This window comes from Methylophaga sp. (genome assembly GCF_048266885.1).
GTDB lineage: Bacteria > Pseudomonadota > Gammaproteobacteria > Nitrosococcales > Methylophagaceae > Methylophaga.
The window spans coordinates 160,923-182,854 of the sequence record NZ_JBLWYR010000002.1 but is presented as its reverse complement, the minus strand read 5'-3'; the positions used below and the strand labels follow the sequence as shown (position 1 = coordinate 182,854).

Annotated in this window: 22 protein-coding genes and 1 riboswitch; of the genes, 10 read left to right on the top strand and 12 right to left on the bottom strand. The window is 45.9% G+C overall.

What is annotated here, in order from left to right; genetic code table 11:
- Positions 1–82: 82 nt before the first annotated feature.
- The 6 genes from ACN0V2_RS01970 to ACN0V2_RS01945 all read right to left on the bottom strand — a co-directional run bounded on the left by ACN0V2_RS01970 (position 83) and on the right by ACN0V2_RS01945 (position 8,912).
- Positions 83–3,124 (bottom strand): autotransporter domain-containing protein, encoded by a 3,042-nt coding sequence (locus tag ACN0V2_RS01970; protein ID WP_417549110.1) that lies wholly within the window; start codon positions 3,122–3,124, stop codon positions 83–85.
- Positions 3,125–3,338: 214 nt separating this feature from the next.
- Positions 3,339–4,730: a hypothetical protein gene (locus ACN0V2_RS01965; protein ID WP_417549109.1), complete on the bottom strand. Its 1,392-nt coding sequence runs from the start codon at positions 4,728–4,730 to the stop codon at positions 3,339–3,341.
- 14 nt (positions 4,731–4,744) lie between these two features.
- Positions 4,745–4,826: riboswitch (cyclic di-GMP riboswitch) on the bottom strand.
- Between the two features lie 94 nt (positions 4,827–4,920).
- A complete protein-coding gene (locus ACN0V2_RS01960; RefSeq protein WP_417549108.1) occupies positions 4,921–5,898 on the bottom strand; it encodes a helix-turn-helix domain-containing protein in 978 nt (325 codons plus the stop codon).
- 187 nt (positions 5,899–6,085) lie between these two features.
- Positions 6,086–6,814 (bottom strand): copper resistance protein B, encoded by a 729-nt coding sequence (locus ACN0V2_RS01955; protein ID WP_417549107.1) that lies wholly within the window; start codon positions 6,812–6,814, stop codon positions 6,086–6,088.
- Positions 6,801–8,501, bottom strand: a complete 1,701-nt coding sequence (locus ACN0V2_RS01950; protein WP_417549106.1) for a copper resistance system multicopper oxidase — start codon at positions 8,499–8,501, stop codon at positions 6,801–6,803. The genes ACN0V2_RS01955 and ACN0V2_RS01950 overlap by 14 nt, the downstream gene beginning before the upstream one ends.
- 60 nt (positions 8,502–8,561) lie before the next feature.
- Positions 8,562–8,912 (bottom strand): hypothetical protein, encoded by a 351-nt coding sequence (locus tag ACN0V2_RS01945; protein ID WP_417549105.1) that lies wholly within the window; start codon positions 8,910–8,912, stop codon positions 8,562–8,564.
- A 143-nt stretch (positions 8,913–9,055) separates the two neighbouring features.
- Between ACN0V2_RS01945 and ACN0V2_RS01940 the strand changes: the two genes are divergently transcribed.
- The 3 genes from ACN0V2_RS01940 to ACN0V2_RS01930 all read left to right on the top strand — a co-directional run bounded on the left by ACN0V2_RS01940 (position 9,056) and on the right by ACN0V2_RS01930 (position 10,866).
- Entirely contained in the window at positions 9,056–9,334 is a 279-nt protein-coding gene (locus tag ACN0V2_RS01940) for a type II toxin-antitoxin system RelE/ParE family toxin (RefSeq protein ID WP_417549104.1), read from the top strand.
- On the top strand, positions 9,334–9,627 hold the full coding sequence (locus ACN0V2_RS01935; RefSeq protein WP_417549103.1) for a HigA family addiction module antitoxin: 294 nt from the start codon (positions 9,334–9,336) through the stop codon (positions 9,625–9,627). The genes ACN0V2_RS01940 and ACN0V2_RS01935 overlap by 1 nt, the downstream gene beginning before the upstream one ends.
- Positions 9,628–9,777: 150 nt before the next feature.
- Positions 9,778–10,866: a M23 family metallopeptidase gene (locus ACN0V2_RS01930; RefSeq protein ID WP_417549102.1), complete on the top strand. Its 1,089-nt coding sequence runs from the start codon at positions 9,778–9,780 to the stop codon at positions 10,864–10,866.
- 70 nt (positions 10,867–10,936) lie between these two features.
- Here ACN0V2_RS01930 and ACN0V2_RS01925 read toward each other — a convergent pair whose 3' ends face one another.
- Complete coding sequence (locus ACN0V2_RS01925; protein WP_417549101.1) at positions 10,937–12,250, bottom strand: methyl-accepting chemotaxis protein; 1,314 nt, start codon at positions 12,248–12,250, stop codon at positions 10,937–10,939.
- 307 nt (positions 12,251–12,557) lie between these two features.
- Here ACN0V2_RS01925 and ACN0V2_RS01920 point away from each other — a divergent pair, with 307 nt between their 5' ends.
- The 5 genes from ACN0V2_RS01920 (at position 12,558) to ACN0V2_RS01900 (ending at position 17,310) form a co-directional block, all read left to right on the top strand.
- Positions 12,558–13,187 carry a hypothetical protein gene (locus ACN0V2_RS01920; protein ID WP_417549100.1) on the top strand — a complete coding sequence of 210 codons (630 nt, stop codon included), beginning with the start codon at positions 12,558–12,560 and terminating at the stop codon, positions 13,185–13,187.
- Positions 13,188–13,270: 83 nt separating this feature from the next.
- Positions 13,271–14,077 (top strand): DUF2971 domain-containing protein, encoded by an 807-nt coding sequence (locus tag ACN0V2_RS01915; protein WP_417549099.1) that lies wholly within the window; start codon positions 13,271–13,273, stop codon positions 14,075–14,077.
- Between the two features lie 107 nt (positions 14,078–14,184).
- Positions 14,185–14,889 carry an NYN domain-containing protein gene (locus tag ACN0V2_RS01910; RefSeq protein ID WP_417549098.1) on the top strand — a complete coding sequence of 235 codons (705 nt, stop codon included), beginning with the start codon at positions 14,185–14,187 and terminating at the stop codon, positions 14,887–14,889.
- A 156-nt stretch (positions 14,890–15,045) separates the two neighbouring features.
- Positions 15,046–16,518 (top strand): hypothetical protein, encoded by a 1,473-nt coding sequence (locus ACN0V2_RS01905; RefSeq protein WP_417549097.1) that lies wholly within the window; start codon positions 15,046–15,048, stop codon positions 16,516–16,518.
- Between the two features lie 216 nt (positions 16,519–16,734).
- Positions 16,735–17,310 (top strand): antibiotic biosynthesis monooxygenase, encoded by a 576-nt coding sequence (locus tag ACN0V2_RS01900; protein WP_417549096.1) that lies wholly within the window; start codon positions 16,735–16,737, stop codon positions 17,308–17,310.
- A gap of 30 nt (positions 17,311–17,340) precedes the next feature.
- Here the strand turns inward: ACN0V2_RS01900 and ACN0V2_RS01895 are convergent, their stop codons facing one another.
- The 5 genes from ACN0V2_RS01895 to ACN0V2_RS01875 form a co-directional block, all read right to left on the bottom strand.
- Positions 17,341–17,736 (bottom strand): PIN domain nuclease, encoded by a 396-nt coding sequence (locus tag ACN0V2_RS01895; RefSeq protein ID WP_417549095.1) that lies wholly within the window; start codon positions 17,734–17,736, stop codon positions 17,341–17,343.
- Entirely contained in the window at positions 17,733–17,927 is a 195-nt protein-coding gene (locus tag ACN0V2_RS01890) for a type II toxin-antitoxin system VapB family antitoxin (RefSeq protein ID WP_417549094.1), read from the bottom strand. The genes ACN0V2_RS01895 and ACN0V2_RS01890 overlap by 4 nt, the downstream gene beginning before the upstream one ends.
- A gap of 85 nt (positions 17,928–18,012) precedes the next feature.
- Positions 18,013–18,942 carry a biotin-dependent carboxyltransferase family protein gene (locus ACN0V2_RS01885; protein WP_417549093.1) on the bottom strand — a complete coding sequence of 310 codons (930 nt, stop codon included), beginning with the start codon at positions 18,940–18,942 and terminating at the stop codon, positions 18,013–18,015.
- Entirely contained in the window at positions 18,939–19,631 is a 693-nt protein-coding gene (gene pxpB / locus ACN0V2_RS01880) for a 5-oxoprolinase subunit PxpB (protein WP_417549092.1), read from the bottom strand. The genes ACN0V2_RS01885 and pxpB overlap by 4 nt, the downstream gene beginning before the upstream one ends.
- The gene (locus tag ACN0V2_RS01875) at positions 19,628–20,404 is read right to left on the bottom strand and encodes a 5-oxoprolinase subunit PxpA (RefSeq protein ID WP_417549091.1); all 777 of its coding nucleotides are present in this window, start codon (positions 20,402–20,404) and stop codon (positions 19,628–19,630) included. The genes pxpB and ACN0V2_RS01875 overlap by 4 nt, the downstream gene beginning before the upstream one ends.
- Before the next feature lie 374 nt (positions 20,405–20,778).
- On the opposite strand from ACN0V2_RS01875, the gene ACN0V2_RS01870 reads away from it, so the two are divergent.
- Positions 20,779–21,351 (top strand): hypothetical protein, encoded by a 573-nt coding sequence (locus tag ACN0V2_RS01870; RefSeq protein WP_417549090.1) that lies wholly within the window; start codon positions 20,779–20,781, stop codon positions 21,349–21,351.
- A gap of 29 nt (positions 21,352–21,380) precedes the next feature.
- On the top strand, positions 21,381–21,923 hold the full coding sequence (locus ACN0V2_RS01865) for a cytochrome b (RefSeq protein ID WP_292399762.1): 543 nt from the start codon (positions 21,381–21,383) through the stop codon (positions 21,921–21,923).
- Positions 21,924–21,932 lie beyond the last annotated feature (9 nt).

Sequence of the window (21,932 nt, the reverse complement as noted above, 5' to 3'; positions counted from 1 at the left end):
CAATTTTGAATAGTTGTAGATTCTGTCTGGTTAACGGGCGTTCCCACGCAGAGCATGGGAACGAGTTTTGAGGGAGGAGGGGTTACCACACCATTCTGAAAGTTGCTGAGAGATCATGACGTTGGTCGGAAATGGCCCATTCGCCTTGATACCCCAGTTGTATTGAAGTCAGTTCAGTCATCTGCATATCTACACCCAGAGCCAGTCTGGCTCGGTCACGGTCAAGCTCCGGACCATCGACCTGAAAGTTAGCCAGCGAGGTAGCTGCAAAACCCGCACGCATCTGCGCTTCGTTATCCATAAGTTCATGCACCCAGGCCACCTCAGCGGTAGGTTGAATGCGGTAGCCTTTTTGTGTTTTCCATAGATGCTCAATACGTGCACCGATAGCTGAGCGTAAAGAATCCTGCTGGTCACGGCTAACGTTAAGATTGGCTGCTTCAGCCTCTTTTTCTACAAAACCATCCCGATTGACGTGGGCATATTCCAGCCCGGCGAGAGGGGTGACGCTTGTATTCGCATTCACTGCAATCAGTCGGCCAATTTCAACGGCGAGGTTGCTGGTCCAGGCATGGTAATCCGCTCTAGCAGTTGTATTGGATAAACCAACTATCACACGACGTTTGCTCTCAAAATCATGATAGCCAACACCAGCGATACCACTTACATAATAGTTGTCAGTAAATAACCTTTTGCCATACAAAGCGGCCTGATAACTGTCTACATCCAAACTGCCTTGTGACACGCTGGCATCGGTCCGGTTATAGCCAACAGCCAACCCCACCGTGAGTGCATCATCGACATAAATATCCCGACCAGCGGCGGTACCAGCTGATTTGTAATAGGCACCGCTGGCATTGGAGGTACCCTCGATATCAGCATAACTACCAGTACCACGCAGCCACCAGCCACCAGTGTTAGCGGGCTTTTCACCGATTAATGAGGTTCCTGCATCGGTCATCGTGCCGGTGTCATTGTAGGCCAGCTGGATCTGCCCGGTATTGGCCAGAGTAGGGGAGCCGCTTTGCAAACGGTTAAGTAGCAAACCTTGGAACTGATTCAGTGATTGCAAAGCGATTAGATTGCTGTGGGTGTGCTGCACACCACTGAGTGAGTCATAGGCTTGCTGGGCACCTTGAGCCGAAAGAATATTAAGGTTATTGAAAATGTCATTGATGCCAGCGCTGTCGTTACCTAGAAAAAGTCTGTCGAGTGTTGTACTGACAGCTATCTGGTTGGCAGTCTCTGCAACAGATGCGTAATCAGAAGAGTTACGTTCAAGGTTGAGAAAAACATTATTGGCATCATAAGTCAGTGTCGGCGTGAGAAAAGCGAGATTGGAGCTGATGCTATCAAATGTAGTACCGCCTAAGCCGCCGGCTGCAGTGAGAATGGTGTAATCAGTGCTAAGCGAATAGTTGCCCGCCTCAGGTAAAACCAACACCGTGCCGTTAGTGAGGGTGGCCATGCCGGTGGCATTAATTAAGTCGGAATTGCCTGCGGCATCCACTTCCACCTCATAAACACCGCCACCAGAGAAATCAACACTACCGGAGACGTTCATTGTGCCGATAGAGTTGCCAGGAGTGAGCGAGCCGCCATTGATTGTAATACTGCCAAGTGTGCCACTACCACCCAGTGACCCTCCTGTATTGACCGTTATACCGGAGTTGGCAATGGAGCCATTTACGACAAGCAGTCCATCATTAACGATAGTGGCACCGTAATAAGGGTTATTGCCAGTCATGGTAAGCGTTCCAGTTCCTGTTTTAGTTAAATAACTAAAGTCAATAATTGTGCCGCTAAAAACAGTGGACGTATTATCGCCACCAACGGTCAGTGTAAAGCCACCCGACCCGGTATCCACATCAACAGTACCATTACCTGCTAACGAGCCAATTGTCAGATCAGATAATGCTTCAAGCATGGCACCAGTACCAACGGTCACCGCACTGTTGTTTCCCAATGTTCCGCCGTTATACACTACTAACTTTCCGCTACTAATATTAGTGCTGCCGGTGTAAGTGTTGTTACCACTTATATATGTTGTGCCGCTGCCAACAAAATTGACATCGGTGGTTCCCGTTATTCGGATAGTATCGCCGCCCGAAGTACTGTCGTTGGTAAAAAAATAATTACTCTCATTGTGGTTGAAATTGAGTGTAGCTGTACCTGGGCCTCCATTGACCCTCGCCGCATTAAGAATGCCTGCCGCACCACCATTGCCGATATTCAGTGTGCCGCTACCGTCAGCACGTCCGAATTCAACCCTAGCCGCCGTTACCAGTCCATCATTAACGATATTCAGTGTGCCGTTTCCCCAGTCGCCCAGATATAAATCGTTGCTGTTGTTCCAGCTGGATCCCGTACCGTCCACCATTACTGTTCCCTCGCCGCCTGCCGACGTGCCGATAAAACCGAATGTGTTGCTGACCGTACCGCCATTAAGGATATCAAGCGTGCCCGTGCCTGAGTTACCTACGTCTATGCTGCCATTAATGTTCGTAAAATTAGAGCCTGTCCCATCCACTGTGACCGTACCGCTGCTGCCCGACTTGTCACCTATGTAAGTGCTCAAAATAGAGTCAGTATTGAGCACTTCACCGCCATTGGTAATAGTAAGACTGCCTTCACCAGAGGCGCCTACGTCCAAACTGGCACTTGGGCCAGAAAGCTGCCAGCTTGAGCCAATTCCGTCTACTGTTACTGCGCCACTGCTGCCAGTATTGTCACCAATGACATTATTAGAAAAGCTCTCCAACTGACCTCCTCCGAAAATATCAAGCGATCCATTGCTTAGGGTGCCAATATGAATTTCGCTCGCTGTGGCACCAGGCACCAGAACCTGCGCGGTGCCGCCATTATCAACAAAGGCTATCGCATCCTCATCTGGAACCACTGAAACGAAGCCATTAGACCAGTTGCTGTCGTTCTCCCAGTCACCAGTACCTGCGATCCAGTTATAATCAATGGCCTCGGCTGTGCCTAAAACGGCAGTCGCCCCCACCAATGTTGCGACCAATGTGATAGCGGTTTTATGTAAGTAGTGAAGGGATAGGACTTCAGATGATGACATCAAGATAGATGAAGCTCTTTTACGTATAAACCGAAAATGGCGGTTCATGGATTATTCCTATTGAGCGAACAAATTCAGTTAACTTACGCAGTTAGGATCAATGCGACTATCCGATTTCCGCAAACAGGATGATTTCAGCATTTATGCTGTCGTTATCAACCCGAATTAAGGGTGAAAAAATAAGATTTTTCCCAAAAATAACCGCCATGATTTCGCATGGCGGTTCAAAGGGAAAATAAGCTTTAGGGAAGTCGTTAATTTTTTAACAAGCTAATCTGGCTTTTCTTCGCAAGCCCATAAGTCCCAGCAAAGCAGGGGCAAACAGAAATATGGCTGCAGGGACGGGTACTTCACTGATGGCTTGTGTCACTACCAGATTGGCGAAGGTATCGCCAAAGATAACTTCAAACTCAAACCCTGAGAAACCGGGCAGGTAAATATTGTCAAAGCTGCCAATCAAGCTGGCAAACGTCAGGAAACTAAAGGTTCCAGCTTGCAGCTCATCACCGATAAAGTTAAAACTTAATAGACCCGCTAGATCAGCTGTTCCGGAGATATTCAACATATCGGAACCGCTGGTACTGAAATCAATGACCATGGCACCAAACTCGCCTTGTGAGTAATTACCGTTGATCGCTAACGTGCCGGTGGCATTATCCGAAATCAGGCTGGCAACATTATCACTGCCTGTGCCGTTCATAAACACATCGGCATTGATGATACCTGTGCCAGCTAAACTGCCACCGTTAATGGAAATGGTTTTTTGGGTCATGGCACCATGAATAGTGGTGCTGCCAGCGGTTTGTATATAGCTCCCAGTGCCGTTTATTGTACTGCCCGCATCCGCATTGAAACTCCCAGAATTATTGATCGTACCGGTGTTATTTAGCGTGGAATTAATTCGATTATCAAATAAACCTTCATTGTTCATCGTGCCAGCGTTATTGGTCGTTTTAGTGGCACGATTTTCGTAGTCACCCGTGTTGGTAATCGTCGCGTTAGCTTGATTGGTGAGCGTGCCGCTATTTCTCAGGGTACCGGTATTGATGATTGAACCATTGTTCACCAGGTTGTTTGAATTGGTGAGCCTGCCATGATTGGTGAATGTGCCGTTATTAACAATGTCACCCGAGTTGTTGATGGTACGACTCACATTATTGATCATCGTGCTGTTATTGGTCAGCGAACCACTATTTAACAAAAACCGTCGATTATTTAGTAAGCCATTATTGACCAGGCTTCCGTCATTATAAAAATACGCTAGATTCTGAAACTCACCGGAGCTGGTAATCGAGAGAAAATTGTTATTGTAAAGTTGTGCTGCGCCCTCGTTTCTTAACACGCCATATACGGCAAAATCACCTTCATTGGTCAGTCGAAAATGGTTTGTTAGGACCGAACCGCCGCCAATGTAAAGGATCTCGTTATTGAGTAAGGTGCCGTAATTATTTAACGCGCTCGACTCTATAAGGGATACATCATTATTGTTGGTAAGCGTTGCGCCTTCCTGAATGGTATTTTCACTGTCAGTCAAAAACAGTAGTTTGTTGTTCACGCCTGAGAGATCGGCTGCGTGTAATAGTGATGACAATAACAAAGTGCTGGTAAAGAGGGCCGTAACCAGTAATGGCCGAGCGTTAAAGAATGTGTTCATCGGTTTTCTCGAAGTACTGCGGCCCAGCCACCTTAATATTTATTGAGGTCTGTGACTTTCCGTCCCCAATTCACATTGAGTTTGGCGAGTAAATAATCATGTTGAGTTGCAACACGCTACGAGACAAAGGATATAGAGTGAAATTTTGGTCGACTATCCGATTTCCGCAAACCAGAAATTAAGTAAGGAATTAGCTCAGAGCACGACGCAGTGTCGCAGAGGGAAGCTCACCAAAAAGTTGAACATAATCACTGGAAAAACGTCCCAAATGCCAGAAATGCCAGTGAAAAGCGACTTCGGTAACCGTTACATCAGAGTCTTTGGGTCTAAGCAATTGGCCACGTACTCGATTGAGTCTCAGCCGATAAAGATAGGCATTAGGGGTAATATTTAATACCTTTTTAAAACAGTACTGCAGATTACGTTGACTGATTTTTAAGTCGGTACAAATATCGACGATGCTTGGGCAAATGTGGCTCTCAAGCCCTGAATTGACATAGTCTATAGCTTGATTAACCAATTCACATGCTCGTCGTCGGGCAATTACATCCGGTGTTATCGCTTCGCTTAACAGTGATGAGTCAATAGTTAATAACACCTTCTCCATAATTGACGATGTCACATTTTCTTCAGTTGAAACCAAATTTTGAGCTGGATGAAATGCCGAATTTGAAAAAAGGTAATCGGTAAATTGATCTAATTGCTTACGGTCGATGGCATCTAAAAGCATCAGGCTGTCGGGCGCGTTTTCCCATCGTTGTGGGTTAATGGCTCTGGCTGATTCAAGCAGAACCGACTCTTCAAACCGAAAATAAACGGTTTCCACATTCGCACCTACCAGAATATCTACCTCGGCATGGCTGGGCAGGAAGAACAGTGCATTTTTATACGCGTTATATTCAGAAAAACGTAAAGCGTCATTGGAAGAGCGAACATAAGATATGGTGCAGTGCTTTGCATTCATCACGCCGCGTTTATGAACAGTGCAATTTTGCTGCTCGGCGACGACACTGACATCCCGATTGCCGAGTTCTTGATATCGTCCTTGAAAATCACCAGGAGATATCTGAGCCATTTCAAAAGAAGATAACCAGTCCTGTGCTGCCAGCTGCTCAGAGACATCACTTAACGGCATATCTCGATAAAAAGCATGTTGTTTTGACAGCATTATGTTTGATTTCTCAACTTGATACCCGATTGAAAAAAGCTAATTCGTTTAAAACAGGTTTAAACGAATATACCGTACTTTTATCAAGTTCATGAATATTGGCACAAGCTTTTACGGCAAAACTGTGCGTTCCCACGCAGAACGTGGGAACGCAGTTGGTAGTAGTGCAAGCATAGATTTGTCGGTTTTAGAAAAGCAGTTTGATACCCACAGAAGCAATCCAATCTTCTTCGCTTTCATCGGCGTTTTTGGCGATGGACGCCGTTCGACCGAATTTGCGTTCGTATTTTAGATCCAGATAAGGCACGACTTTACGAGTGATTTCATAAAACAGTTTGACGCCGATTTCGCCTTCACTTAAGCCTCGCCCTAATTCCTGGCGCTCCACATTCTGAGCAGTGAAATCCAGTTGGTAGTAGGGTTCAAAGCCAAACCGCTGGGTGAACAGCAGATGATTTTTCTGTTTCAAGCGGCCACTGACATCACCATAATCACTGATAAACAGATGTGCCTGGATTTCAAACAGATACGGTGCCAGACCGTTAAAGCCCAACGTTAAATAACGGGTGGATTCGGGTTGGGTGTCCACACGCAAACCCAGTTGGGCATCCCAGAAATCATGCACATTACGGCTATACAACGCCCAGACTTCGCTTTGTTCCAGCTTGCCTTTGTGGCCTTCCAGCTCACCTTTGAGCCAGAGTTTGTGAGTATCACCACCAATCCAGCCATCCCATTCAATATGGGTTTTATCACCTTCACTGCCACCACCATGCTGTGCTTCAAACCATAAGGCATGAAAGAGTTGTGATTCATGCTCGTGACCATGGCCATCATAATGTTCATCTGCGTGGCTGCTGGAGATAAACAGGCTCAATACGATGGAGAAAATCAGATTAGATTTAGTGGTGATCATGATGACCTCCCATATCGTGTTGTGCTGGTTGGGCTGCTGGCAAATTATCTTCGACATACTCAGCAACCACCACGGTAGACATCATTCCAGCAGACATGTGATACAAGAGGTGACAGTGAAACGCCCATTCGCCGGGCTCATCAGCGGTCAGTAATACCGAATACTCTGTGCCCGGTGCGACATTCACCGTGTGTTTGTTGGGCAATTTTTCAGCGGGTTGACCATTTTCCAATTGCACAAACATGCCATGAAGATGCATCGGGTGCGCCATCATGGTGTCGTTTTTAAAGATAAGCCGGACGCGTTCACCATAATTGAGTTTGATAGGCTCAAACCCAGGGTCGCCGAATTTATGCCCGTTTAAGGTCCAGATAAATCGCTCCATAGTGCCGCCCAAGGTCACCACAATTTCCCGTTCGGCAGGACGCAGATCGGTTTGTGTGCCAAGCGCTCTTAAATCACTATATTCCAGTGCTTTATGACCTTCTGGCGTACTGGCGTCGGCCCAGCCACTTTGCATTTCAGCAGGTTCATCTTGCTGCATCGCCTGATGATCATCTCCATGCATATCGTGCCCGCTATGATCCATTGAATCTGTAGATTGACTCATCTGATGATCGCCGTGATCCATATCATGTCCCATATCGGCCATGGTTAATAACGAACGTGGGCGATGAGCTGGAATCAGACCTTTCATACCTTCTCGTGGGGCGAGGGTGCCCAGAGCAAAACCTTTCCGATCAATTGATTCAGCCGCAATGGTATAGGCCTGATTGGCTTGCGGCGTGACAATCACATCGTATGTTTCAGCAACGGCAAAACGAAATTCATCCACGGTTACTGGCTCTATATATTGTCCATCTGCCTGAATCACGGTCATTTGCAAACCCGGAATCCGCACGTCATACATCGACATGGCCGAAGCATTGATAAACCGCAATCGAACACGTTCACCCGGTTTAAAAAGGCCTGTCCAGTTCTGCTCATTGGTTTTGCCATTGACCAGAAACGCATCGTAACGCACATCGGCCAGATCGGTCGGTGACATACGCATCTGACCCCAGGCGCTGGCATCCTGCCAGGCCGAAGCTAAACCGTGCTCGCGTACTTCACTAAAAAAGTCGCCGACAGTACGTTGTGAATAATTGTAGTAATGCGGGCTTTTTTTTATATTGCCGAGAATTTGCTGACCGGTTTCATTACTGAAATCAGAAAGCAGCACCACATAATCCCGATCAGCTTGAACCACCGGTTCATCTTTTGGGTAAATCACCAACGCGCCATAATGACCGTCCTGTTCCTGCAACTGACTATGGGCGTGATACCAGTAAGTGCCATTTTGGCGAAGCGGAAAACGATAGGTAAAGGTTTCACCGGGTTTGATGGCGTCATAACCACCTAGGCCCGGCACGCCATCCATTCCCGGTGGCAGTAATAATCCATGCCAATGCACAGACGTCGGCTCATCCAGTTTATTGATGACATGGATAACCGCTTCATCACCTTCGGTGAATTCCATTATCGGACCAGGAATGCCACCGTTAATCGTGATGCGTTCAACGGTTTTGCCCGTAATATTGACCGGCTCACGGTCAATGACCAACGTATATTCGGTCACATCCGCTATCGCGGAGAAGTGGAGTAATGCGGCTGAAATGGCGATCAGCCAGCAACTAATTTGTTTCATGAGATCTATCCTCAGAGTATTTCTATTGGGTATCCGTAGATACCAATTACAACTGGAGGATTAACTGCGGGGAGGACGTTCTAGTTTGGTGGGAGATTGGCTAATAAGCTGCTCGGTAGCAATGGACAAGCGGCTTTGAGAATAGAGTGAAGGCGTAAAAATAGGTTGAAAACCCAACACACCAGAGGCATGACAGTTCGCTGCTGCACACTGACAATTGTCACTGGCGCAATGTGAATTGGTAGTGTGCTTTGGTTGTGGTTCAGCATCGGAATGACAATCATGCAGTTGCTGACTCATTTCATGGTGCACAGGCATATCATTATTTTCTGCATGCGCAGCAGGCATCAGCATCGACAGCATAAACAAGCCGATAAGCAAATAATGAAAAAAAGACTGTGGTTTTGTCATTAACTAATTACCAATAAATTACGTTTGGTTAGACACAGAATAAGCCAAAAGTTTTTTGATGCCAAAATTCTAGAGAGAAAAAAGCAGAGGTTAACTTCTTAAGGTAGCTTGACTCCGTTGCGCAACGCGCTACACTATGTCACATGATCAAGTCGTTTAAGCACAAGGGATTGAAGCGCTACTACGAGACAGGGAGCATGCGCGGTATTCAGGTGAATCATGCCAAGCGGCTCAGAATGCAGTTGGCAGCTTTGGATACCGCAATGGAGATTGATGATCTCGATATACCTGGTTACGGGTTACACCAACTAAAGGTCGATAGAAAGGGGATATGGGCCATAACCGTCAGCGGTAATTGGCGACTGACTTTTGAGTTCTCGGATGGAAATGCCTACCTACTTGATTATGAGGATTACCACTAATGACTATGCACAACCCTCCACATCCTGGTGAGTTCATCATGGCAACGTATATGGAGCCTTACGGGCTCAGTTGTCGCTATCTTGCAGAGCAACTGGACGTCTCTCCATCTACTTTGAATCGAGTGTTAAAGCAGCAAAGCGGAGTAAGCCCCGAAATGGCATTACGCCTTTCTAAAGCACTTGGCCGCACTCCCCAGAGTTGGCTTGTTATGCAAGATGCCTATGATCTTTGGCAAGCAGGCAAAAACATTAAGCTGGATAGAGTTCAAAAGGTCGAACTAACAGCTGCATAACTATCAAAACCCAGTAAATAGATCTTATTGGTTTCAACCTCTTTTACGAGCCGTGTAAAGGATAATCGTTTTAACCTCGATCATATCGCCAAGGAGCATTACTCCTTAGAGTTGTCATATCAATAATCTATTAAAGAGATGAACGTTGGTATGAGTGACCCGACCAAAACAACTGATAGCGAACAAGTCTCCGAGCCTGACAATGTTCAGGCAGAACGCGAGAACGTTGATCAGTCTGCAACAAATCCCAAGAAACGAATCATAAGACCCTGGTTACTTTTTGGTCTGTTAGTTTTATTAATTGTTCTTCTGACTGTGCGTGATGACTTTCGACAAAACGCAGCAAAAAGCAGTGAAAATGCACTCCATTACATTGCCTTTGATGTATTGGGCTGGTCTCCAAGAGATCTGTTTATCTGGCGTTTACGAGTGGCAGGGTTGTTGGATAGCCCACTGGGGCAGCGTTGGATAGAGGCTGTAGATCGGGCGGGTGAGCAGCCTGTGCAAGCAGCTGGTCAATACCGTACAACTGAAGCCTTTTCGAGTGATGAAGTTGAGGCACATGTTTATCAGGTGTCGCTTGAGCGAGGCGAAAAGCTGATATGGCAATTTTTACGTCTGGATACTGCTGATAGTCGGCTTTACGCCAGCCTGGAGCGACGCGAAAAAAATGAGCAAGAATGGACAACCGTCACGGCACTGGACGCAGAAGACACAAGAAATAGCCAGGTTGTCTCCAAAGCGGGCGACTACCGCATCGTTCTTCAACCCGAGTTATTTGCCAATGCAGAATATTCATTGGAAATGGCTAATGGCGGTTCATTACCATTTCCGGTAGAAGGAGCAGGCCAACGGGATATTGGTAGTACCTTCGGTGTTGATCGTGATGGCGGCGCTCGAAAGCATCACGGCGTGGATATCTTTGCAGAGAGAGGAACACCGGTTACAGCAGTGATTGATGGTTATGTCAGAACCGGAACAGGTACCAGAGGCGGCGAACACGTCTGGCTATCGGGCAGCATGATTGGATACGGAAGTGCGCGTTATTATTACGCCCATCTGGATTCATTCGAGGTTGAATCCGGCGACAAGGTTAAAAAAGGCGACATACTCGGATATGTCGGCAACACTGGCAACGCTATTACCACGCCACCGCATCTTCATTTTGGCATTTACTCAGGTGGCCCCGTTGATCCAGAACCGTTTCTGAAACCAGAGCCTTTACTGCCTCCTCGTTGAGTACAAGCTGGAATAGCTTCAACCTGGTTTCTCTACAACTTATCTGCTTCTCTGCTGCTTGGGGCTTCCGTTACTGCAATTTGTTGGCAAACCGTCCTACAGCGTCTACCACCTGTTTTGCCCCTTCTTGGATCTCTAAAATCACAGTGCCCGACTGGCTTGCTAGCTCCAGGCCTTTCTCGGCTTTTTCTCGGGAACTGAACATCTGGCGCATCACTTCATCAGAGAGCGTCTGGTTTTGATCCACTACGCCCACAATCTCCTCCGTGGCTGAACTTGTGCGGGCAGCTAATTTTCGCACCTCGTCGGCAACCACAGCGAATCCGCGGCCCTGTTCTCCGGCCCTGGCGGCCTCAATAGCGGCATTTAATGCCAGTAAGTTTGTTTGCTCTGCGATACCGCGGATGGTTTGCACAATGTCGTTGATCTGCAGGGACTGTTTGCCCAGCGCTTCGATGCTTTCAGTCGCCGCTTGCATTTGTGCAGCTATCTGCTGCATGGTTTCGACCGTCTGCTGGACCACAATAGTGCCATTTTTTGCGCTTACGTCCGTTTGTTGTGAAACGTCGAAGGCAATACCTGCGCCCTCGCGTACCTGAGCTTCCCGCTCAACCTGGTCAGTAACAACGCTGGCGAATTTAACGACCTTACAAAGGTTGTCCTCAGCGTCGTAGACTGGGTTATAAGTGGCTTCAAGCCACACCTCAGAGCCATTGCTATCGATCCGTTTGAAGCGGTCTGCCACGAATTCGCCGCTGTTTAGCTTTTTCCAGAAGGCAGTGTATTCAGGCGAGGCGGCCTCCTCAGAGGTACAAAACGTACGGTGGTGCTGACCGACGATTTGTTCTAGCTGATAGCCCATTGCTTGTTGAAACTGTTTGTTAGCGGTAATGACAGTGCCATCAAGGTTGAACTGGATAACCGCGGTGGAGCGGATCAATGCATCAATGAATGACTCGCTTTCTTTTGCGTCTTCTATTGTTTTGGTTACGTCGCGTGCATAACCCTGTAGATAAGAGAGTTTGCCGTCGGTTCCTCGTACCGGAAGCCATTGAAGATTCAGCCAGGCTAGTGAGCCATCGGCCCGCAGGTAGCGGTAGTTGTCGCTGACCGGCTCGAATTTAGCGACGGCTTGATTGAAGTTTCGAAAACAGGGCAGCTTGGTAACGTAAGACGGCACAAGCTCGGACAATGGCCGCCCCAACAGCTGCTCTTTTTGGAAACCGAGGGCATCGGCAAAGCCTTGGTTTACGGCAGAGATATTGAAATCGGCATTCAGGGTGATGGACAGCATTCCCCGATCCATTTGGGCAACGAGTTGGCGGAGAGTCTCTAATTCTTCATGCTGATCTTCGAGTTGTTTTTTGAGGTGGCGATTAAACATCAGGATACTCCTGTCAACGATATCATTCGTTATCGGCAGGCCGAACGTGTCCTTGAGCCATTATAAAAAATAATGAGACAGTTATTTAAAGAACCAATAAGAGCACAATACAAAAAATTATGTTTCGATTATCGAGCATTTAGAACGACAGGTTGAGCAACAGACTGAACCTTAAGTGGAATCGGTTTATAGTGGTGGTTACAGGAAATCGGGTAGGCAATTTGAGCAAGCGAAAAATCAAACACTCTGACCCTATTGATTTTCTGATAGAGACTATATTCATGCCCGCATGGCATACAGAGCTGGCTTGATTCCTCAGTTTCATTGGTCTGCACTTCATGCTCTTGAAAAATATGCCAAATGCATAGCAATCCTCACACGCATTACAAAGCCTGAAAAGCCCATAAAGCATGAAGTTGACAGAAGCTTGGAGCTAATTTACAAGAATGTTGATGTTGAGCTTTCAGAGCAAACAAAGAAATTAATAAAACGACTTGAAGGATTTGGTGCAAGATTTAGATATTTAGAGGTTTCTTGGTTTATTACAGATTGTGAGATTGCCGTTCTAGACCGGGCAGTTTGGGAGTTGCGCCGTTTTTGTGATGCTGAGCTATATATCTATTCTGGAAATCAGTTTGTTTCGGTATCAAAAGATAAATATGATCTAAAAAAGTCAATCGAAAAACCTACTAAACAAAATACACTCATCCCCGGCGGTTTCCTTGAGAAAACATTAGAGAAAAGAGACTCCAGAGCCAGACCTAATTTAGTTTGGTGCAATTTATACTACACAACATCTAAAAGGAAAAAAGTATCTATTAAAACCTCGCCCATGGCTGAGAATTTGCCATTCTCTCTGAATCCAGAAATTATAGGTGAAGTGTCAAAATATACCCTTGTTCCCAAAGAAATACGCAATGCATTCAAAAATGGCTAGCAAGGTCCAACATGGCGACGTCTTTTTCATAAGGGCTTCACCTTCTCTACTAAGTGAAAATTAATAGGTCAGCTAGCTTGATTATGAGCATTCCTCAAAGATTATATAAATACGAGCCATTAACAATTCAGACTTTACTGAATTTAAAATCGCAGGTGTTGTATTTTGGCCCTCCTGCGAACTTCAATGACCCATACGATTGTGCGATTCGGGCCAATGTTAGAGAGCCGACAATTGAAGAAGTGGAAGAGTTTAGAAGTAAATATTCACGAATCGAAGAGTTTCCTGATACTACCAGGCATGCTCTTAAAAGTGCTAATGCAAATGAGTTGAGAGCATGGCTGAAAAAAATCGGCCAAGAAAGTATGAATCTAATCGCTGAAAAAAATATTCGGACACGTGGTGTTACCTGTTTTTCAGAGCTGAATGATGAACTTTTAATGTGGTCGCATTACGCTGACAAGTATAAAGGCATATGTCTTGAATTCGATACGCAATATGAGCCTTTTTCCAAAGCTAGAAAAGTTCGTTACTGTCAAACGATGCCTTCTCTGAGCATTACGGACGCTTTACTTAATAATAACTATGAACAGATTCTTGACCTTTACTGTACCAAGTCTAGTTCGTGGGGATATGAGAAAGAGTGGAGATGCATTCACAAGGAAGCAGGAACCAAGTGGGTGTATGAGTCCCAAGCGCTAACTGGAGTCTATTTTGGACCGGCAGTGGATTTGGACGCCCTAGAGATAGTTTGTCTCATCTTGCAAGGACAAAATCATTCTGCTTCTTTCTTTCGAGGGAAAAGAAGTGACGAACGTTTTGTCATCGATTTTGAACAATTTGATTATATTCCCTACCTCATAGCCAAAGACTCAGGATTAACTACTTAACATGGTTAACCACTGTGATAGATTTGCTAAAGAAAAGGGGGCAAACAAGGATGATTTAAAAGGATGGTCCTCTATTTACAAATTGATATAGAAGCCGAGGCAGTAACATGGATGAATTAAAACAAAAAATCGCATTATTTATTGATGCGGATAATGCGCCAGCAAGTAAGTTTGAAGATGTTCTTAGCGAGGTCGCAAACTATGGAGTGGTCACTATTCGTAAAGCCTATGGCAATTGGAAGTCGCCAACGTTAAAGGCCTGGGAAGATCTGTTGCATGAATATGCCATTCAACCTATCCAGCAATATGATTTAACCAAGGGTAAAAATGCGTCAGATATCGCATTGGTGATTGATGCGATGGATGTGATGTATACCAAGCAAATTGATGTGATGTGTTTTGTGTCATCAGATTGTGATTTTACGCCGATGGTGACCAGAGCCTTAGCGGAAGGAAAGGTTGTATTGGGTTTCGGTGAACGGAAAACACCGTCGGCATTTGTAAATGCCTGCTCTAAGTTTCTTTTTCTGGATCAGGAAAAAGAAGTCACAAAAACAACGGTAAAACCAAAGAACATCAAATCAGATACCAAACTGATACATTTGCTGCGGCAGGCCATCGAGGCAACGGAAGACGAAGACGGTTGGGCTATGCTTGGGCCGGTTGGCTCAAACATCTCGAATAAGACCTCGTTTGATACTCGAAATTATGGGTTTAAAAATCTCAGCAGCCTGTTTAAAGCCATTGATTTATTTGAATTAAAACGTGGCACTGGCAATTCGTTTTTAGTACGCAATGTACGTAATAAGTAAAATTCATTAAGTCAAAAGGCCGGGTTGAACTCAACAGTTATCAGTTTTTCAGTTTTGGGTTTGTGCCTCAGTTCACATTAATTTCAAAATTCATAGATTTGTCACAATAATTCACTATCTTCGGGTTCGATGTTCATTATCTGACTTGGAGTTCACGTGAAAAATACGCATAAATTAGTACTCGTTTCAGTATTGGCGGCACTATACAACGTGCCAGCAATGGCGGCTAGCTGTCTTCCTGGTGGTTCGGCTGCTTCACCGACGTTAATCTGTACCGCGGTAGACAGCGGTAATATCAATGACAACCGAGATAACCTGGCTGTAACTATCCAAAGCGATGCTCAGATTGTCCGTGCGAGTGGACGCCCTGTGCAATTGGGTGGCTCGAACCAATCAGTTAACAATCAGGGCCTGCTCGAAAGTGGCGATAGCGATGGTATCCGAGGCAAAGGCGCGAATCTGACAATCGACAACTCAGGCACTATTCGTGGCGGCGACCGGGGTATTCGTCTTCAGGACAACGCTGATAACTTCACTCTGATTAATCGTGAGAGCGGCAAAATCTTTGCAGAAAATCAGGCAGTGAGATTGGATGATGATTTCGCTTTAGAAAACGCACAGATTACAAATTATGGTCTGATCGAAAGCGCCAATGGTCGTGCCATACAAACCCGTGGACCGGGCAGCACCGTGGTTAACTACGGCACGCTACGTGGTGGTGAAGAAGTCATTGAAGCGCGTGAAGATTTCACGCTGGAAAACCGCGGCACCATTGCGTTGAATGGTTTGTCATGGGATGCAGACACCAAGACTTGGACCAATGCAGGTGCGACTGATGATGAAGACGGTGTGCAATTTGCCAGCGGTGAAGCGAATAACTACGGCGTGATCCTAGGCAGCGATGACGGTATCGACATTGATGAAGGCAAGGTTACAAACCACGCTACTGGTGTCATCGTCTCTACCGGATCGGCGAGTGATCCATTAGATGGCGGCAATGGTATCGACGTTGATTCATTGTATGAGCCATTGGTTGGTGAAGTGCGTGAAGCAGGACCATTGACCATTGTTAACGAAGGCTATATCGAAGGCGTCATGGCGATTGGTACCGATGGTGCCAGCACTTCTGAAATCACTATTGAAAACAGCGGCACATTGGTTGGTCGTTCTGGCAAGGCCATTGAGTTGTCTCCAACTCAAGGTAACAGCAGCTTGCTACTCACGGGCAACAGCGAGATTATCGGCGATGTCATCTTTGGCAGCGGCAATGACAAGTTGATCATCGATGGACTAACGTCAACCTCGGGTAAATTCAGCACCGGCATCTTCGACGGTGCAGCAGGGGATAACAGCATTTTCTTCAATGACTTTTCGCTGTCTGATATTTTGTCATTTGAAATTGCTGATGCGTTGGTTTATCTCTCTCTTGGCGTTGCCAGCAATGAACTGTTCTCAGGTAAATTCACTAACTTCTCTTCTTGGACCTTTGGCAGTGATGGTACTTTCTCAACCGAAGAGCTAGCCAGTCGGTTTATTAACCCAAGTGCCGTACCATTACCAGCAGCATTACCACTGTTTGCTTTCGGTCTGTTTGGATTGTGGGCTGGTCGGGCACGCCTTTTAGGTTAACAATCGAGCAGGAACCGAACTAATCAATAGGTCAATGATGACTTAGCGTTCGGTACCCAAATCAGCTGAATATTTAGGGCCAGTGTGAACACTCAGTATGTTTGCACTGGCCCTAAATCATTTTGATATCTACGATAATATTTTATAAAAAACCTATGACTTGATATTTTGTTTGTGGAACATTTATCCGGCAACTTTGTATTTTAGGAAATGGTTATGCAACAAAATCGTGTGGATCCGTTAACCCATGGCGCTACGGCAGTTATTACCCATCAGGTTGATAAAGACAAACATCCCGAATACGAAGAATGGTTAAATGAAATTGCTCCGCATTGTAAGAGTTCGCCGGGGCATCTGGATTTGAATGTGATCCGTCCCATCGCTGGATTGACCGAAACCTATACGATTATTATCCGTTTTAATAACCAATCAAATTTACGTGGCTGGATGGAATCGGCCAAACGCAGTGAGTTGATCACTCAGGTTTCACCATTGCTGGTAAAAGGTGACGATTTTTATATCAACAGCGGGCTGGATTTCTGGTTTACCCCAGAGCAGGCGAATACCAAAACTCCCGTTCGTTGGAAACAGGCACTGGTCACCTGGTCAGCTATCTATCCGCTGGTGTTGATATTGCCGTTTTTACTTCCGCCATTTCATAAATTGGGACTGCCCGATAATCATTATCTGGATAGCTTGATGATCACGGGGATAGCGGTGTTAATGATGGTCTATGTGGTGATGCCGCGCTATACCAAGTTAATTCATGCGTGGTTGTTTCGGGGCTGTTAGGTACAGAGTCAGGGACGGTGTTTATTGCGCTTATGGTAACACTGAGACTAAACCAAGATGTTCGACGAACGGAATGAAGTCTCGATCCAGGAAGAGTAACGGTATTCTCTGTTCGATACAGAAAGAGGCGATAATGACATCCGTTGTCTTACGGATGGTGATGCCTTTTTTGCGGAGTACACGATAATTTTCAGCGCATTTTTCAGGTATGCCTTCACCAAACATTTCATGTCGCTCCAGCGTAAGCAAGGTCTGTTTGGTTAAACGGTAATCGCGGTCGTTGCGGATGCCTTGCAGGATTTCCAGGAAAATCAAATCACCCATGGCAACAGTACCTTCGATAATTCCGGCATCGAGTGTATCGGTATGTTGGTTCTGAACGCCATTGAAGTAGTCGATCCAAACGCTGGTATCGACTAGTATCATTTGCCTCCTCGCATTTCTTCTAGATCACCTTCCCATTTAATTCGACCGCGCAGCTTACGAATATTCTGTTGCTGACTTCGCAGAAGCAGCAGTTTAAGACCTTGTTCTACAACTTCTTTTTTGGTGGTGTAACCCGATGCTTTTAGAGCATCAGCCATCAATTTGTCATCTATAACGATGTTGGTTCTCATAAATCACCTATGTGTATATATTTAAAATTTATACACACATTATCATGGGCAAAGCAACAAAACAATCGGCTGAATTTAATGAAACCTACACCCCAAAAAACCGATAGAAATAACGCAGTTTTTCCTGTGCTTCTTCTAACGAAATTTGAGTAAACCGGATTTCGGTATTGGCCTGTTGCTGAGACAGCAAAAAGGCATCAAGTACAAACACTGTGCCGAGCTTAGGATAGCCGCCCATCGTCTGGCGATCTTTCAGCAGGATGATCGGTTGGCCATCTGGGGGGAGTTGGATGGTGCCATAGGCAATCCCTTCGGAAATAATGCCGTTCACTTTAGCCGCGATCGGTTCACCTTCTAGGCGAATGCCCATGCGATCACTTTGTGGCGAAATACGATAGGTCCAGTGATAAAGCTTTTCCAATTCAGTTGGGTCAAATTGATCGGTTTGTTCACTGGCAATTACGCTCAGAATTAATGGTTGCTGATAATCCGGAATAAATAACGGCGGGACATGCGTGGTTAATTTTGGTTTGTGTTGGCTGCAAGGCAAAAAGTCATCGGTCTTTAAAGGATTGCCGTAGCCGTCAATGCCGCCGATTTTTTCTCGCATCACGGTAGCGACAGAACCAAAACTGGGTTGTAACTCAAAGCCATCCTGTATCGCCAGATAGCTGCGTATCCCAGAAGTGGCATGGGCAAAACTCAGTTTATCGCCGACATTGAGAGTATGCGTTTGCCAGTTTTTAATAGGTTGGTCATTGATGGTGGCATTCATCTCAGCGCCGGTGATGGCGATATTGGTCTTGGCGAATGCTTCTAGTTGCAATCCACCAAAACAAATCTCCAGCGCAGGGCTATTAGAACGATTATTGAGTAAACGGTTTGCCCATAAGAACGCGTGTTCATCAGCCGCCCCGCCGGGTGAAAGGCCAATATGTTGATAGGCAAAGCGACCCAGATCTTGTACTAGCGTCAGAATGCCGGGTTTAACTACTTTTAAACCCGGTAAGTTCATTCAAGCTGACCTCCGGCCAGCAGAAAATCATTTTTACTGACCGAAACAAACTTAACGCGATCACCGGGTAAAACAGGGCATAGTTTTGGACTTTCACGATCAAACATTTTCATTGTGGTACGGCCCAATATATTCCAGCCACCGGGAGTGCTGATGGGATAAACCGCGGTTTGCAGATCGGCTATCGCAACTGATCCCGCAACCACATTGGGCCGAGGAGTGCTCAGTCTGGGCGTGGCGAGTTGTTTGTTTACATTGCCCATATAGGCAAAGCCAGGTGCAAAACCGATAGCAAAAATTTGATAGGTCATTTCAGTATGCCGCTGGATAACCTGTTCAATGCTGATCTGATGGTAATCTGCGACATGTTGTAAATCGGGACCGACATCGGGGTGATACCACACCGGAATTTCGATTAATTTGCCAGATTGAGAGTTGCAGATAGTCAACTCACTCAGTTGCAGCTGGATTTTTTCCTGGATGCTGGGAAAGTCATTTTTTCGTGGGTCATAACACAGCATTAAGGTGGTATAGCTTGGTACTAGCCCGCGTATTTCTTCCTGCAAAGTATGTTGTAAGCGCTTGGTTGCTGCCCGAATAACCGGAACAAGATCGGTGTTTATCTGTTCACCAAAACGAATCACTACCGCGTCGGGACCTGAGTGTTCAATCTGAAACTGAAGTTTCATGATAATCGGTAAAGTTTGTTGAGCGAGTTGCGGATATGGCGAACCGCTTTAACCGATTCTGCATTATCGCCATGCACACATAAGGTGTCGGCATCGAGTTTTAATCGCTGGCCATTGCGACTGATCACGCTACCTTCCGTTGCTAGTAATAAGGCTTGCTCAAGGATTTGCTGTTCCGAATGGAATACTGCACCTTCTTGATTGCGTGGACGCAGCAAACCGTTATTTTCATAAGCCCGATCAGCATAAGCTTCGAATAGCAATTTGATGCCAAACTCGGCAGCAATTGACTCGGTTTTGTGATTATCAGTAGAGGCCAAAACCATTAACGGCAGCTTGTTATTATAAGAAGCGATAGCCTCCATTATGGCTCGTAGAATATCGTTGTCTCGCATCATGTCGTTATATAACGCGCCATGCGGTTTCACATAGTCAACACCCACTTCATGAGCACGGCAGATGCCATCCAGCGCACCAATTTGATATTGCACCATCGAGATGATTTCGAGAGGGGTGCATTGCATGCTGCGGCGACCAAAGCCGATTAAATCAGGATAGCTCGGATGGGCACCAATCTGTGTACCAGATTGTTTTGCCAATAACACTGTTCGTGTCATGGTCAATGGCTCGGAAGCATGGAAACCACAGGCAATGTTGGCCATATCCACCAGGGGCATAACCTGTTCATCCATTCCCATCGACCATGGTCCTAGACTTTCGCCCATATCACAGTTCAATAGCAGTTTTTTGATTGGGAGTTGGCTTTGTTTCATGGTTTAGCGGGTTCAATACGATAAGCGATAGGTAAAGGATACACGCTTATTTTAGGGACAGAAATTTGTCTTGCTGATTGAGCTCATTAATAGTTGTTTTTGTTATTAGCAGGAGCAATTCCTGTGATGTGAACTTATAAAAACCCTACTTGTCACAGGTTTTATTCGTTTGGCAAAGGCGAGAGAAGAGATTGAGCAGGGATGATTGCTGTGCTCAAAATTGCCAAACGTTTAATGGGTCCTGTGGATCTTTCATCGTCTTAAGTTGTGCAGAAAATGATAGTGCTGCAAGACCACAAGGAGAGAGTGGTAAACGTCATCTAGACGGTACCGTTCAATAATAATTAATTGATAATAATCAAGGGCAGGTGCTTATGGTATCTAACGATTTAAATAGTAGCTCGACGCCTAATTGGGCCAGTATTCTTGGCGTGGTGGCGATCATGCTTGGTGTGTTTTTGACAGCAATGCATGGTACAGAGCTCATGAAACAATCAGTAATCACTTCCAATATGCCGGCATCAGGCGAAATGCCTGCGGCCGATTGTCCGTTAGGTGAGCTTGATGAAGAAGGCATCACACTGGCGCAGTGTGAGTTCCTTGTTGATTATGTTCAAGGTGTTGCACAAGCCACTCCTGAAGGATTCCCTGAGACGATGATGACGCTGGCAGCAATCGGCACGATCCTGGCGTTTGCCTCTGTGATCATTGGTGGTGCACTGGTGAATTACACATCGTGGTCTTCTACGGCCGCCGTAGTGGTGTTTGCGGGATTGGCGGCAATCGATTTACTGCAGTTCGCCACCGTTGTGAATGCCGGCCCCATCTTAAGAGGGATGTATCTATGGAGCATTTTGCTGTGGTTTCTTCTGCACTTAATGTTATTAGTCGGCGCCTTAGCAGGTCGACATACTGAAGCGGCACGCATTCATCGCGACGTTGCCTAATTCTCATACATAATTAATTGGAAGATATTATGCAAAGACAAGGTTTTAACAGAGCGGTCGTAGTCCTTCATTGGTTGCTGGCCGTATCAATATTTTTTCTCTTCATTTCTAGCTGGTGGATGATGGGGTTACCTTTACCGTCTGAGGAACTTCAATTCCGCGCTTTCCCATTTCAATTACATAAAAACATCGGGTTAACGCTGGTGGTGCTGCTGATTGTCATGCTGTACATGCGATTTAAGTATCCACCTGCACCGCCGTCGGCACAGGATATGACACCGTGGATGCATAAGTCAGCGATTCTGGCGCACATTGCCATTTATGGTCTGATCTTTTTTGTCTGTATCAGTGGTTATCTCTCTTCGGCGCATACCAAGTGGGATACCGTAGTGTGGTGGTCATTTACCTTGCCACGCATTGCTGAAGCCAACGAAGATATGAATGAATTCTGGGGTGAGTTACATACGTACTCCGCATGGATTCTGTTGGCATTAGTCGCTGTGCATGTCAGCGGGGCGATTTACCATTCGTACAGAAATGACGGCATTATCAGACGTATGATGCGTTGGTAAGAATCGACG